The organism is Cloacibacillus sp. (assembly GCF_020860125.1).
Taxonomy (GTDB): domain Bacteria; phylum Synergistota; class Synergistia; order Synergistales; family Synergistaceae; genus Cloacibacillus.
In genome coordinates, this window is sequence record NZ_JAJBUX010000018.1 from 26,699 (window position 1) to 39,651 (window position 12,953).

Below are 12,953 nucleotides of genomic sequence, written 5' to 3' on the forward strand. Positions count from 1 at the left end.
TAGGAGTTGATTCCCTTGAAAGTTATCACAGAGGCGATGCTGCGCGATGAACTGAAAAGAAGCGAAATCACGGAGTACCGCGTGCCGGAGGGCATGATGCTTTCGCCAGCGGCGCGCGAATACCTGCAGCAGAGAAAGATAAAGATCAGCCGGGAGTCCGCCTCCGAGCGTCAGAAGGAGGCGGCGGCTCCCGCCGAAAGGACGCCCGAAATGGCGGCGCCGCTGCAGGCGAAATACAGGGATTACGAGACGGGCGCGCTCTACCTTGAAAAACCGGAGTACATGACGCAGATCGAGGGCGACATGCTGGTGGTGAAGAACCATCCGCGGATAGCCTTTCGCGGCAAGCTGGACAGCCTTCAGGCGCTTATCGTACTCGACCAGGCGATACTGAATGAGAAGACGGGCTACGGCAAAATGATCGCGGATCTTGACGACATTCTCGGCGTGCTGCGCGAGATAATGCGCTGCGACGCTCTTAACGAGCCGCTGCGCGTGGAAAAGATAATCGGCCTCACATCCGCCGAGCTGCGCGAGCGCTCGCACGCGCCGATGAAGTTCTTCCACGTGAAATACATGCGCCTGCCCGATTACAAAATGGGAATCACCTACGCCCTGTTGAACCAACTGCGCACCGCGGTGCGCGAAGCGGAGGTGACGGCGGTGAACGCCTTTAAAAACGGAACGAACTACGAGCGGCAGGATATCCTCGAAATATTCAACCGCCTCTCAAGCGCCGTACACATCATGATGTGTACCTATCTGCAGGAGAACAACATATGAGCGGCGCGGCGAACGGAATAACGGCGGCGGTCGCCGACCGCGTGATGGAGGCGATCGCGAAGGCCGGGCTCGTCGAGGTCGAGGTCTCGGCGCGCCATGTGCACCTCTCGCAAAAGGACTGGGAGGCCATATTCGGCACGGAAAGGGGCGACCTGACGCCGAAACGCCCCCTCTCCCAGCCGGGGCAGTACCTCTCCGAGGAGCGCGTCAGCCTCATTACGCCGAAGGGGCGGATGGACAGGGTCGCGGTACTCGGCCCCTTCCGCGGACAGACGCAGGTGGAGCTCTCAAAGAGTGACTGTATCGCCCTCGGCATCGACGCGCCGATACGCGAGTCGGGGCACATCGACGGCAGCGGCCGCATCACGATCGAGGGGCCGCGGGGGGCGGTGACGATCCCCCAGGGCGTGATAATCGCGAAACGCCACGTCCACGTACCGGAGACGACGGCGAGGCACCTGGGCTTTAAAAACGGCGAGATCGTCAGCGTCCAGCTCTTTACCGACCGGCCGGTGATCCTCCAGGACGTCGTGCTGCGCGTGAGCGATAAATTCAGCTACCGCATGCACATAGACTTCGACGAGGCGAACGCCGCCGACGTGCGCGGCTTCACGCTGGGACAGATACTCAAACAGGAGCCGGTCAAATGATGGATCTGAAGAGGATAAACGCCTATATGGCGAAAGTGGCGGCCTCCGAAAAGAGGTGCTTCAAACCGGCGGGGAAAAAACTCAAGGCCGGGCTTGACCTCGGCACCGCCTATATAGTCATTGTCGTTCTCGACGAAAACGACAACCCCGTCGCCTGTGAAAAAGAGGCGGCGGGCGTGCTCCGCGACGGCGTCGTCGTCGATTACCAGGGGGCGCTCTCCATCGTACGGCGGCTCAAAGGCGAGCTCGAGCGGCGGCTGGGCACGGAGCTGACAAAATGCGCGATCGCGATGCCCGCCGGCACCGAGGGCAGCGTCCGCACCCACCAGTACATCGCGGAGGGCGCGGGCTTCGAGGTCACGGAGATACTGGACGAGCCGACGGTGGCGAACTCCGTCTACAAAATAGACAACGGCGTGGTCGTGGACATTGGCGGCGGCACCACTGGCCTTGCGGTCTTCAAAGACGGAGTTGTGGAAAAGATATATGACGAACCGACCGGCGGGACTCATCTGAGCCTCGTCCTCTCGGGAAACTACCGCATACCCTTTGAGCAGGCCGAGGCGGTGAAACAGGACTATAGAAAACACGGGGAGATATTCCCCATCGTGCGCCCCGTGATCGAAAAAATGGCGACGATCGTGGCGCGCAGCATAGACAGGAACGAGACTGACACCATATACCTCTGCGGAGGGACAAGCTGTCTCACCGGTATCGAAGAGGTCTTTGAAAAGGTAACCGGCATCCATACGGTGAAGCCGGACGATCCCTTCCTCGTCACACCGGCGGGGATCGCGATGAACTGCAAGGTATAGCCGGCCGCTGATCATATGCGCCCTCCGGCGGGCAAACTAAGTTCGGCCGCCGGAGATATGGTTTAATTTTGCGGCGCAAATCAGCAGTTATACAGGAAAGGAGGCTGCCCGGATGAATTACGAAAAGCTGATCGCGGAGATCGTGACACGCGTCATTGAAAAGCTGGAGGCGCTCGAAAGAGAAAAAGCTCCCTGCGCGCCCTCTTCCCACGTCTCTGAAAGGGAGCGGGAGACCCCGCGCGCGGAGGTACGGCTTGAAAAACGGGTGATAACGGAAAAAGACATCGTCGAGGCACGCAGAGGCGGGGCCTCGGCGGTACGGATCGCGGAACGCGCGATAATGACGGATCTGGCCAAAGAATACGCGCACGCGCACGATATAGCCGTAAAACGCGGCTGACGGAGGAATGAACGATGAAGGTCGCAAGAGTGATAGGCAATATATGGGCTACGCGCAAGGAACAGAAGCTCTCCGGCTTCACCCTCTTGATCCTTCAGCGCATAAATATAACGACGGGAGAGGACGACGGGGCGCCGATCGTCGCGGCGGATATGATCGGCGCGGGCTGCGGCGAAATGGTGCTCTTTGTCGGAGGCAGTTCGGCGCGCAGCGCCGCGGGCGACATGTCGCTCCCAGTGGACGCCACCGTCGTGGCGATAGTCGACAACTTTGAGCTGCCCGGCTGCAAGAGGGAGTGAAAAGATGGAATTATTAGAGGCGATAAAATGGGCCGGCGTGGTCGGCGAGGGCGGCGCGGGCTTCCCGACCTATGCGAAACTAAATACCAGGGCCGAATGCTTTATAGTGAACGGGGCGGAATGTGAACCGCTCATCGAGACGGACAAATACCTCATGCGCACCTTCCCTGAAGAGATCATCGCGGGGACGGCCGTGGTATCCACCCATCTCGGCGCTAAACGCACCGTCGTCGCCCTCAAGGAGAAATACGAGGCGGAGGCGGCGGCCCTATCGGCGGCGATCGAAAAAAGCGGCGCGGACATTGAGATTGTGAAGATGCCCGCCTTCTATCCCGCGGGCGACGAACATACGATGGTCTACTACGTGACGGGGCGCAGCATCCCCGCGCGCGGCATCCTGATCAGCGTCGGCTGCGTCGTGGACAACGTCGGCACGATGCGCAGCGTCCACGAGGCGCTTGAGGGTCGTCAGGTGACGGACAAATACCTCTCCGTCACGGGAGCGGTGCGCGAGCCGGTGATGCTACGCGTGCCGGTCGGCACCTCCTTCCGCGAATGCGTGGCTCTCGCGGGGACGAATCTCTCCGAATACGCCGTGATAAACGGCGGCCCGATGATGGGGCTGGTCCTCTCGGAAAAAGAGAAGATCGACGCCGCCGTCGTGACCAAGACGACGGGAAACATCCTCGTCCTGCCGCCGGACCACTACCTCGTGGGCCGTTCAAAACTAAAAATGCAGCGGATACGCCTCCAGTCGCGCAGCGCCTGCATATAGTGCCGCTACTGCACCGACCTCTGCCCGCGCTGGCTGATCGGCCAGGAGATGGAGCCGCATATGGTGATGCGCGGCCTCTGGATGGAGGGGCAGATAAAGGACGACGCGGAATTCGTGCGCGCCTTCGGCGACGCGATGAACTGCTGCAGCTGCGGGATATGCGAACTCTACGCCTGCCCGATGAATCTCTCTCCGCGCCGCGTCAACGAATACTTCAAAGGGGTGCTGCGCTCGCGCGGTCTCGAATCGCAGGTTGATCCGCACCCTGAGGCGCGCGGTTCATTCAGCGACAGGCTGATACCGACCGAGAGGCTTGTCGCGCGCCTCGGCCTCCGCGACTACTATCCGGGACACGCGGAACGCTGCCTTGAATACCAGCCGCGGACGGTCTACATACCCTTCCGGCAGAGCATCGGCAGGGCGGCGGAGGCGGTCGTGGCGGAGGGCGCGGCAGTGCGGCGCGGCGATCTGCTCGCGAAGGCCGCGGAGGGGCTCTCCTCAAATATCTACGCGAGCATAGACGGAACGGTAAGAGATATCAGCGTGCAGGGCACGCGCATAGTGAGCGGGGGGTAAGCGAAGATGGGAAACGCCATAGGAATGATAGAGCTATCGAGCATCGCGGAGGGCATCAACACCGCCGACGCGATGGTGAAGGCGGCGAATGTCGAACTTATCCACGCCTCGACCATCTGCCCCGGCAAATACATAACGATAGTACACGGGGAGGTCGGCGCGGTGCACGCCGCGATGAGTGCGGGGCGGACGGCGGCGGGACACTACGTCGTCGACGAACTGCTGATACCGAACATCGATCCGCAGATATGCCCGGCGATCATGATGACCACCCGCCCCGGCGAGATAGAGGCGGTCGGCGTCATGGAATACTTCTCCGTCGCCTCGGCGATAACGGCGGTGGACATCGCGGCGAAGGCCGCGAATGTGAGGCTCATAGAGATACGCATCGGCTTCGCGATCGGCGGCAAAGGCTTCGTCACCCTCACGGGCGACGTCGGTTCGGTGCGCGCCGCCGTAGCCGCGGCGACGAAGGAGGAGGCGCTGCTGGTCTCCAAGACGGTCATCCCGCGCCCCTCCAAACAGCTCGTCAAGAAACTTATATAGACGCGGGTAAAAATGAAAAACGGCGGCGCGGCCGCTTTGCGAAAAACAGGAAAGAGGGAATGGTAAATGTTTGACGAACTGATCGGCAACCTTTCAAACATACAGGTGTTCACGGAGAGCCTGCACAGCTGGATCAGCAATCTATCGGTCAACTCGGCGATCATCTTCGTGATGATGATATTCATGCTGCTCGGCGCGATAGACAAAATACGCGGCAACAAATGGGGCTACGGGGAAGAGTTCGACAACGGCTTCAACGCGATGGGGCTGCTCGCCATCGCAATGGCGGGCGTCGTCGCCGCCGCGCCGGTGCTCGCGATAATCCTTAAGCCGATAATCGTCCCCATCTACGGCATGGTTGGCTCCGACGCCTCGATGTTCGCGACGACGCTGCTCGCCTGCGACATGGGCGGATACCCGCTCGCGATGAAGCTCGCCGCCAACGATTCGATTGGAAACTTCTCGGGGCTGATACTCGGCACGATGATGGGACCGACGATCGTTTTCACGATTCCCGTCGCGCTCTCGATCATCAAAGTGCAGGACCGCCCCTACCTCGGCGCGGGCGTCCTAGCGGGGCTCATCACCATTCCGCTCGGCTGTATCGCGGGCGGCCTGCTGATGAACATGACCCCCTACAAGATAGATCTCGCGACGATTCTCGTGAACCTCATCCCCGTCATCATCATCGCGGGGCTCATCTGCATCGGCCTTTGGTTCCGGCCGCAAAAGATGATAAACGGCTTCAACGTCTTCGGCTCGGCGGTCACGATACTGATAACGATCCTCACCGCCATCGCTGTATTTGAATACCAGACCGGCATCCACTTCCCGCTCTTCGACCAGATGGTCGTCCCCGCGGAAGAGGGCGGCAGCATACCGCTGGAAGACGGGCTGCTGATCTGCGGCCAGATCGCGACCGTGCTCATCGGCGCCTTCCCGATGGTCAAGTGGATCACGCGCACCTTCGGCGGCGCGCTGGAGGCGGTTGGGCGCCACCTCGGAATGAACGAGGACGCGGCGGCCGGTATGGTCGCGAACCTCGCCAACAACATCGCGATGTTCAATATCTTTGAGAAGATGGACCCGAAGGGCAAGCTGCTTAACGTGGCTTTCACCGTATCGGCGGCCTTTGTCTTCGGCGACCACCTTGGATTCACCGCGGGGGCCAACCCGGAGATGATCTTCCCCGTGGTCGTCGGCAAACTCGTCGCCGGTATCACGGCAGTGATCCTCGCGAACTTCCTCGCGCCGATGCTGCTCGCGAAGATAAAAGAGGCAAAGGCCTGATGTCATGCCGGGTCTCTGCGAGGGCGGCTGCGCAGGCTGCCCGATAGCCAAAGAGGAGGCAAAAGAAATGGAAAATACAAATAAAATGAACGTCAGCGAACAGATGCTACGGGAGATAGTGACAGAAGTGATACAGGGCCTCGCCGCCCGCCGTCCCGAGTCCGGCGGCTTCACGAAGGTCGTGGACCCGAGCGGTATAATCCTCATTAAGAGCGAGACGGTAAAGTGCGAGCCCTTCCAGGGCGAACCCGGCGTGAGACTCAAGGACGTCGTGACGCTGGAAGAGGCGCCGCGCATCGGCGCGGGCATCATGGAGCTCGACGGGGCGGACTTTGAATGGACGCTGACCTACGACGAATACGACGTGGTATTCGAAGGGGTCCTCGAAATAGAGATCGACGGCCGCGTCGTGACCGGTAAGCCGGGGGACATCATATACATCCCGAAGGGGAGCCACATCCACTTCCGGACGCCGAAGACCGCGAGGTACGCGTATTTCGTTTATCCCGCTAACTGGCAGTAAATCGGTAAATCGGCGTTTATACGCACGACTAACTTCATAACTGAGGGCTTTGCAATGCTCACCGCACTTTAGTGCGCCTCCGCTTGCCAAGCCCTCAGTTATTTCGTTATTCGCACGTCTAAACGCCGATTTATCTTTGCTTTGTCACACCGGCCCACGAGCCGGCGTCTAGTGTCTTAGGGTTGTTTTTCCGCATTTCGTGAGTCAGCCCTGGAGGCGCTGGACTCCGGCTCGGAGGCCGGAGCGACAAGACAGGGGCAAACAGTGGTTCTGTTTCTATATACTGAAAAGCTAAATCGTTATTTATCTCTTTTCCCATCCGAAGGAAATCGGCGTTTAGAAGTGCGAGTTGCTAAATAAAATGGTGGTTCCGATACCGGAGCCGTATCTTTATACGGTGAGGACCGCAGACCCCGAAGTTATGACGCAAATCGTGCTTATAAACGCCGATTTACAGATTTAGAAAGCGGGAATGACACCCTTGGCGGACAGCTTCTCGTTGATGAACTTCTTCACCTCCGGCGAATTCAGCGCCTTCGCGAGCGCCTTTATCTTCGCGCTGTCCTTGTCGCCGCTGCGGCAGGCGAGCACGACGGCGTATGGGGAGTCCTTCGACTCAAGCGCGAGGGCGTCTTTCGAGGGGTTGAGCCCCGCGTCGACGGCGAAGTTCATGTTGATGACGGAGATCGTCGTGTCGGGGAGGGTGCGCGGCAGCTGCGGCGCTTCAAGCTCCCTTATTTTGAGCTTCTTGGGGTTTTCAACGATGTCGGCGGCGGTCAGCTTGTTGCCTGGCTTCATCTTGAGCAGCCCTTCGCGCTCAAGCAGCTTGTAGGCGCGGAAGCCGTTGGTCGGGTCGTTGGGGACGGCGACGACCGACTTTTCTTTAACGTCCTTCAGCGACGTTATCTTCTGCGAGTAGATGCCGATGGGGAGCAGGTGGACCTTTACGAGCGGCACGATGTCAAGCTTTTTTTCGCTCTTCATGTTCTCAAGATAGGGGATGTGCTGGAAGAAATTCGCGTCGAGGCTCTTGTCTTCCAACGCGAAGTTCGGCTGCACGAAGTCGGTGAATTCTTTGATATCCAGTTCGTAGCCCTGTTTCGCCAGCACCTCTTTGGCGACGTCCGCGATCTCTTTCGCGGGAAAGGGGGTGACCCCGAGGACGATCTTTTCCGCCGCGAAGGCGGATGACGAGAGTACGAGCAATGCTATGGCCGCAAGAATTATTTTTTTCACAGTGATACCTCCAGTAGTTTTATATATTTATAATTAAAAATTACCTGCTGTCTTTTGACCCGTCTCTTATCTCCTCTCCCGTAAATTTTTCAAAAGACATAAAAAAGACCGGACCCGCAGCGGCGGACCCGGTCCTGTAATGACAACGCGCGTACTTAAGCGCCGGTCAGTTCAGGAGAGGACCCGCAGTGAGCGCACATCATCATGTACATTATCGAAATATGGCTTGCTGAATACACGGCGTTTCCCCCTTCCCTCCAAAATAGGCGCTGAAAAATCATTGGTGAGATTTTATACTCATCAGCCGAATAATGTCAAGTACGCCGTTGATTATTTCTGGGCAACGCGCAGTCCCCTAACAGAAACATTGAGCAGCCCGCGCTGCCAGGCGGCACGGGCGTTGGCGGCTGGCTTTCATTTGTTTGTCCCGATGATTATTTTGACAGATTGCCGTTAAAAGTATTTTTACGAAAAAATACTAGGTACACAATGCTGTGCCTTAAAACTGAATTTGTATTATAATAAAAAAAGTTATGGAGAAATTGGAGTGTTTTTATGAAAAGGATATTCATTACCGCGTTAGTTTTAATCTTTGTCAGCGCGGCGGCGGCCTGCGCGGCGGCTCCCTGGTCGCCGAAGGCGGGGGAGTACTGGATCAAGATCAACAAGCAGCAGCTCAGGCTCACGCTCTTTAAGGGCGGCGAGGTCGTGAAGAGCTGGCCCGTCTCGGTCGGCAAGGGGCGCGGCAAGACTAAGACCTCGCGGCTGGATCTCATCACGCCGACGGGGATCTTTACGATCTACCGGGTGATTCCCGACGCCACGAAGCTGGTCTTTGACCCGGCCTGGTTTAACGAGCCGGGAGAGGCCGCGCCAGGAGCCTACGGCTCGAAGCTGATCTCCTTTTACAACAAATGGCAGATCGCGATCCACGGCACGAACAATCCCGGCTCCGTCGGGCGGTGGGCGACGCACGGCTGCGTCAGGCTCAAGAATCCCGACATCGAGGATCTTGTGACCTATGTCAAGCCGAAGATGAGGGTCGTGATCGTCGACGGCGACGATATGCCCTTTTCGAAGGAGACTATCTGAGCGGCGAATGAGGCGTTATGAATTGGCGGAAGCGTGCGATTTAAATTTAATGCAGAATCATCGAAGGGAGGCGGTATGCCCATGAGCCGCGCATTTGTGAAAGAGGATGACGGAGAACGCGGAAACACCGTCGCCGATATACAGTTCCGCGAGGCGAAGGTCGAGTGGCTCAAGATACAGGAGAAAAAGCTCGACACGCTGCTGAACGACCCAAAGTCCAAGAAGATAAAGCCGGATATGCTCGCCCGCTGGATAAAGGAGACCGAGGCCGACATCGCGAAGACGAAAAAGGAGCTTGGGTACGAGGGGTAAAGGATTATTTGACGAACGACAAAACTCCCGCCGTTTTATCGGCGGGAGTTTTTTATGTTTTTACGTGGACGAGGGCCGCGCGGCGTTATTTCTCCCAGTCCACGAGCTTTCCGGGGTTGAGGATGTTCCGCGGGTCGAAGGCGAGCTTCACGCGCTTTATCAGCTCAAGCTGCGCCTCGTCGAGGAAGAACTTCATGTAGCCCTTGCGCTTGAAGCCGATGCCATGCTCGCCGGAGAGGGTGCCGCCCATCTTGATGAGTTCGGCGTAGATACGCTCCTGCGCGGCGTGCAGCCGTTCGTGCCAGTCGGTGCAGTCCGGGGAGATGATCGTGCAGTGCATGTTGCCGTCGCCCGCGTGGCCGTAGGCTATCCATTCGAGGCCGTCGGCCTCGGCCTTTTCGCGGATCATCTCAAGCAGCCGCGGCACCATCGCGGTGGGGACGGCGAGGTCTTCTTTCGTGTAACGGCTGTAGAAGAAGGAGACGGCCTCCGGCACCGATTTGCGGGCCTGCCAGATGCGGTCTTTCGTGCTGCGGGTATCGGCGACGTAGACCTCGGCGGCCCCGTGCTTCTGGGATAGTTTGCCGATCTCCTCGAACTCTTTTTCGATGAGGTCGGCGTCGTTGTTTTCCAGCTGGATGATGAGGGCCGCGCCCGCATTTCCCGCCGGGACCTCCGTGTTGAGGTATTTTTCCGCGAGCTTCAGCGCCTTATGGTCGAGGAATTCTATCGATGCGGGGATGAGGCCGCCCTCGGTGATGATGCGCGGCACGAAGTCGATCGCGCTTTGCGTGTCGGGGAAGGCGGCGAGCAGATCGACGGAGTGGCGCGGCAGCGGCATCAGCTTGAGCACCGCCTTGGTGATGATCCCGAGTATCCCTTCGGAGCCGGCCATGAGGTGGACGAAGTCCAGACCGGTGACGTCTTTGCGGCGTTTGCCGCCGAACCAGGTGACGGAGCCGTCGGGGAGCACCACTTCAAGGGCGAGCAGCTGCGCGCCGGTCGCGCCGTATTTTATGACCTTGTTGCCGCCGGCGTTTTCGGCGATGTTGCCGCCGATGAAGGAGGCGTCGCCGCTGCAGGGGTCTCCCGCGTAGAGCAGGCCGTGCTGCGCCGCCATGCGGCTGATCTCCGCCGTTACGACGCCGGGCTCGGTGGTGATGGTGAGGTTTTCCTCGTCGAGTTCGAGGATGCGGTTCATCTTTTCAAAGCTCATGACGATGCCGCCCCAGGCGGGGAGCGCGCCGCCGGAGAGTCCGGTGCCGGCGCCGCGCGGCGTTACGGGGATTTTATGTTCATAGGCGATTTTCATTATTTCAGAGACGTGCTCGGTGTTCTCGGGGAAGAGGAGCAGCTCCGCGATATATTTTTTGTCGTAGGCGTTCTGCGGTACTTCGTCGTGCGAGTAGGCCTCAAGCTTTTCTTTGTCCGCGCTGACGTTGTGCGCGCCGATTTTTTCTTTAAGGGCCGCTATGATTTCCGCCGTAATTTTATTGTAAGAAAAGATATCGTTCATTGACATACCTCCGAACCTAATATCAGGATATAATAACATAAAGGCGGCGCCGATTAAATCGCTTTGCACAGTCGGTCTTCGACGTGTATGGTTGGCGGCACCTCAAGATGCTGGAGGCGATGAACATGCAAAATGAGATAATCTACGGCCCGACGCTTGCAGGCGAGGGGGATGTCTATCTCTTCCGCGAGGGGACTCACAGAAGGATATATGATTTTCTCGGCGCGCATCCGTTCGAGCATGAGGGGCGGAAGGGCGTCCTTTTTTCCCTTTGGGCCCCCGGTGCTAAAAATGTTTATGTAATGGGTGATTTTAATTCATGGGAGCGCGAGGGCTGCCCGCTTGCTCCGCGCTGGGATTCCTCCGGTATCTGGGAGGGTTTTGTCCCTGATGCGGAGGCGGGCTGCCGCTATAAATATGTGATAAGGACCGCCGACGGGGAGCTGGTCGATAAGAGCGACCCGCTGGCCTTCGCCACGGAGACGCCGCCGGCCTCCGCCTCCGTCGTCTGCGCCCCCGCGCACGAGTGGCGGGACGCGGAGTGGATGGCGGCGCGCGCCGAGAAGAACGCCACCGACGCGCCGCAGTCGATATATGAGATTCACGTCGGTTCGTGGCGGCGCGGCGACGGCGACAGCATCCTTTCGTGGAGCGATCTGGCGGGCGAGCTGCCGCCCTATCTGGAGGCCAACGGCTTTACTCACGTCGAGTTCATGCCCGTCATGGAGCATCCCTTCTACGGCTCGTGGGGCTACCAGACGACGGGGTATTTCGCGCCAATGGCGCGCTACGGCTCGCCGGAGGATTTTATGGCGCTTGTCGACGCGCTGCACGCGCGCGGGATCGGCGTCATCCTAGACTGGGTGCCCTCGCACTTCCCGACGGACTCTTTTGGCCTGTCGCGCTTTGACGGCACGGCGCTCTACGAGCACGAGGACCCGCGCCAGGGTTTTCATCCCGACTGGAAGAGCGCGATCTTCAACTATGGACGCAACGAGGTGCGGAGTTTCCTGATTTCGTCGGCCTATTACTGGCTCGACCGCTACCACGCCGACGGTCTGCGTGTCGATGCCGTGGCCTCGATGCTCTATCTCGATTATTCGCGCCGCGACGGCGAATGGGTGGCTAATAAGTACGGCGGCAAGGAGAATATCGAGGCAATCGCCTTTCTGCGCGAGATGAACTGCGCTCTTTACGCCGATTTTCCGGGGATATTGGTGACGGCGGAGGAGTCGACCTCGTGGCCGATGGTGACGAAGCCAGTCTGGCTCGGCGGCCTCGGCTTTGGATATAAGTGGAATATGGGCTGGATGAATGATTTTATCTCCTATATGTCGCAGGACCCGGTCTACCGCAAGTACCGCCACGACCAGCTCACCTTCGGCATGTGGTACGCCTACGCGGAAAATTTTGTGCTGCCCTTCTCTCACGACGAGGTGGTCCACGGCAAGTGTTCGCTGCTGGAGAAGATGCCTGGCGACGGCTGGCAGAAGGCGGCGAACCTGCGGCTGATGTTCGGCTGGATGTTCTGCCACCCCGGCAAGAAGCTCGTCTTTATGGGCGGCGAGTTCGGGCAGAGCCGCGAGTGGAACCACGACCGCAGCCTTGACTGGCATGAGCTTGACGACGAACGGCACGCGGGTATCGCGCGCTGGTTTGCCGACTTGAATAATTTTTACCGCGGCAGCCCGGAGCTGTGGGAGCTTGACACCTCTACCGACGGCTTTGAGTGGATAGACTGTAGCGACCGCGACGCCGGCGTAGTTTCCTTTATACGCCGCGATAGGAACGGCGGCGCCCTGGTCTTTGCCGCCAACTTCACGCCCGTGGTGCGCGGCGGCTACCGCGTCGGCTTCCCGGAGGGCGGCCGCTGGCGCGAGGCGCTGAACAGCGACTCTTCGCTCTACGGCGGCTCCGGAGTCGGCAATCTGGGTTTTGTTGAGACGGAGGAGACCTCCTTTCACGGACAGTCTTTTTCCGCGGAGCTGACACTGCCGCCGCTCGGCTGTCTTATATTTACGCCGGAGAACGCGGCGGACGAGGGGACGGAGGACTCGCGTTCCTCCATGCGCTGAGGATAATTTTTTCAGAATTGCGAAGGCCGGTTCCCGTGGGAGCCGGCCTTCGCCGTGGCGCGGCG

15 protein-coding genes and 1 pseudogene are annotated in these 12,953 nt (G+C 59.1%); 14 read left to right on the forward strand and 2 right to left on the reverse strand.

Going from position 1 to position 12,953, the window contains the following annotated elements; genetic code table 11:
• The first annotated feature begins 15 nt into the window (after positions 1–15).
• From LIO98_RS02295 to LIO98_RS02345, 11 genes and pseudogenes are all read left to right on the forward strand, one after another.
• Entirely contained in the window at positions 16–783 is a 768-nt protein-coding gene (locus LIO98_RS02295) for an ATP-binding protein (RefSeq protein ID WP_291952946.1), read from the forward strand.
• Positions 780–1,433, forward strand: a complete 654-nt coding sequence (gene pduL / locus LIO98_RS02300) for a phosphate propanoyltransferase (protein WP_291952948.1) — start codon at positions 780–782, stop codon at positions 1,431–1,433. Before LIO98_RS02295 ends, pduL begins: the two co-directional genes overlap by 4 nt.
• On the forward strand, positions 1,430–2,248 hold the full coding sequence (eutJ, locus tag LIO98_RS02305) for an ethanolamine utilization protein EutJ (protein WP_291952950.1): 819 nt from the start codon (positions 1,430–1,432) through the stop codon (positions 2,246–2,248). Before pduL ends, eutJ begins: the two co-directional genes overlap by 4 nt.
• A gap of 112 nt (positions 2,249–2,360) precedes the next feature.
• Positions 2,361–2,648 carry a hypothetical protein gene (locus LIO98_RS02310; RefSeq protein WP_291952952.1) on the forward strand — a complete coding sequence of 96 codons (288 nt, stop codon included), beginning with the start codon at positions 2,361–2,363 and terminating at the stop codon, positions 2,646–2,648.
• Positions 2,649–2,662: 14 nt separating this feature from the next.
• Positions 2,663–2,947 carry a EutN/CcmL family microcompartment protein gene (locus tag LIO98_RS02315; RefSeq protein WP_066743403.1) on the forward strand — a complete coding sequence of 95 codons (285 nt, stop codon included), beginning with the start codon at positions 2,663–2,665 and terminating at the stop codon, positions 2,945–2,947.
• Between the two features lie 4 nt (positions 2,948–2,951).
• A complete protein-coding gene (locus LIO98_RS02320) occupies positions 2,952–3,722 on the forward strand; it encodes an SLBB domain-containing protein (RefSeq protein WP_291952956.1) in 771 nt (256 codons plus the stop codon).
• Between the two features lie 12 nt (positions 3,723–3,734).
• Positions 3,735–3,902, forward strand: a pseudogene (locus LIO98_RS02325) (4Fe-4S dicluster domain-containing protein); the annotation flags it as partial.
• Positions 3,903–4,298 carry a hypothetical protein gene (locus LIO98_RS02330; protein WP_291953052.1) on the forward strand — a complete coding sequence of 132 codons (396 nt, stop codon included), beginning with the start codon at positions 3,903–3,905 and terminating at the stop codon, positions 4,296–4,298. It abuts the pseudogene before it with no gap.
• A gap of 6 nt (positions 4,299–4,304) precedes the next feature.
• Positions 4,305–4,844 carry a BMC domain-containing protein gene (locus LIO98_RS02335; protein ID WP_291952958.1) on the forward strand — a complete coding sequence of 180 codons (540 nt, stop codon included), beginning with the start codon at positions 4,305–4,307 and terminating at the stop codon, positions 4,842–4,844.
• 66 nt (positions 4,845–4,910) lie between these two features.
• Positions 4,911–6,134, forward strand: a complete 1,224-nt coding sequence (locus tag LIO98_RS02340; RefSeq protein ID WP_291952961.1) for an ethanolamine utilization protein EutH — start codon at positions 4,911–4,913, stop codon at positions 6,132–6,134.
• Positions 6,135–6,201: 67 nt separating this feature from the next.
• A complete protein-coding gene (locus tag LIO98_RS02345) occupies positions 6,202–6,657 on the forward strand; it encodes a cupin domain-containing protein (protein ID WP_291952969.1) in 456 nt (151 codons plus the stop codon).
• Positions 6,658–7,116: 459 nt separating this feature from the next.
• Here the strand turns inward: LIO98_RS02345 and LIO98_RS02350 are convergent, their stop codons facing one another.
• Positions 7,117–7,893 carry a MetQ/NlpA family ABC transporter substrate-binding protein gene (locus LIO98_RS02350; RefSeq protein ID WP_291952970.1) on the reverse strand — a complete coding sequence of 259 codons (777 nt, stop codon included), beginning with the start codon at positions 7,891–7,893 and terminating at the stop codon, positions 7,117–7,119.
• Between the two features lie 555 nt (positions 7,894–8,448).
• Here LIO98_RS02350 and LIO98_RS02355 point away from each other — a divergent pair.
• Positions 8,449–8,985 carry a L,D-transpeptidase gene (locus tag LIO98_RS02355; RefSeq protein ID WP_291952971.1) on the forward strand — a complete coding sequence of 179 codons (537 nt, stop codon included), beginning with the start codon at positions 8,449–8,451 and terminating at the stop codon, positions 8,983–8,985.
• 81 nt (positions 8,986–9,066) lie between these two features.
• Positions 9,067–9,297 (forward strand): hypothetical protein, encoded by a 231-nt coding sequence (locus LIO98_RS02360; protein WP_291952972.1) that lies wholly within the window; start codon positions 9,067–9,069, stop codon positions 9,295–9,297.
• An 85-nt stretch (positions 9,298–9,382) separates the two neighbouring features.
• Here the strand turns inward: LIO98_RS02360 and LIO98_RS02365 are convergent, their stop codons facing one another.
• Entirely contained in the window at positions 9,383–10,813 is a 1,431-nt protein-coding gene (locus LIO98_RS02365; protein ID WP_291952973.1) for an FAD-linked oxidase C-terminal domain-containing protein, read from the reverse strand.
• A gap of 83 nt (positions 10,814–10,896) precedes the next feature.
• Here LIO98_RS02365 and glgB point away from each other — a divergent pair, with 83 nt between their 5' ends.
• Positions 10,897–12,888, forward strand: a complete 1,992-nt coding sequence (gene glgB, locus LIO98_RS02370; protein WP_363303837.1) for a 1,4-alpha-glucan branching protein GlgB — start codon at positions 10,897–10,899, stop codon at positions 12,886–12,888.
• Positions 12,889–12,953: the final 65 nt, after the last annotated feature.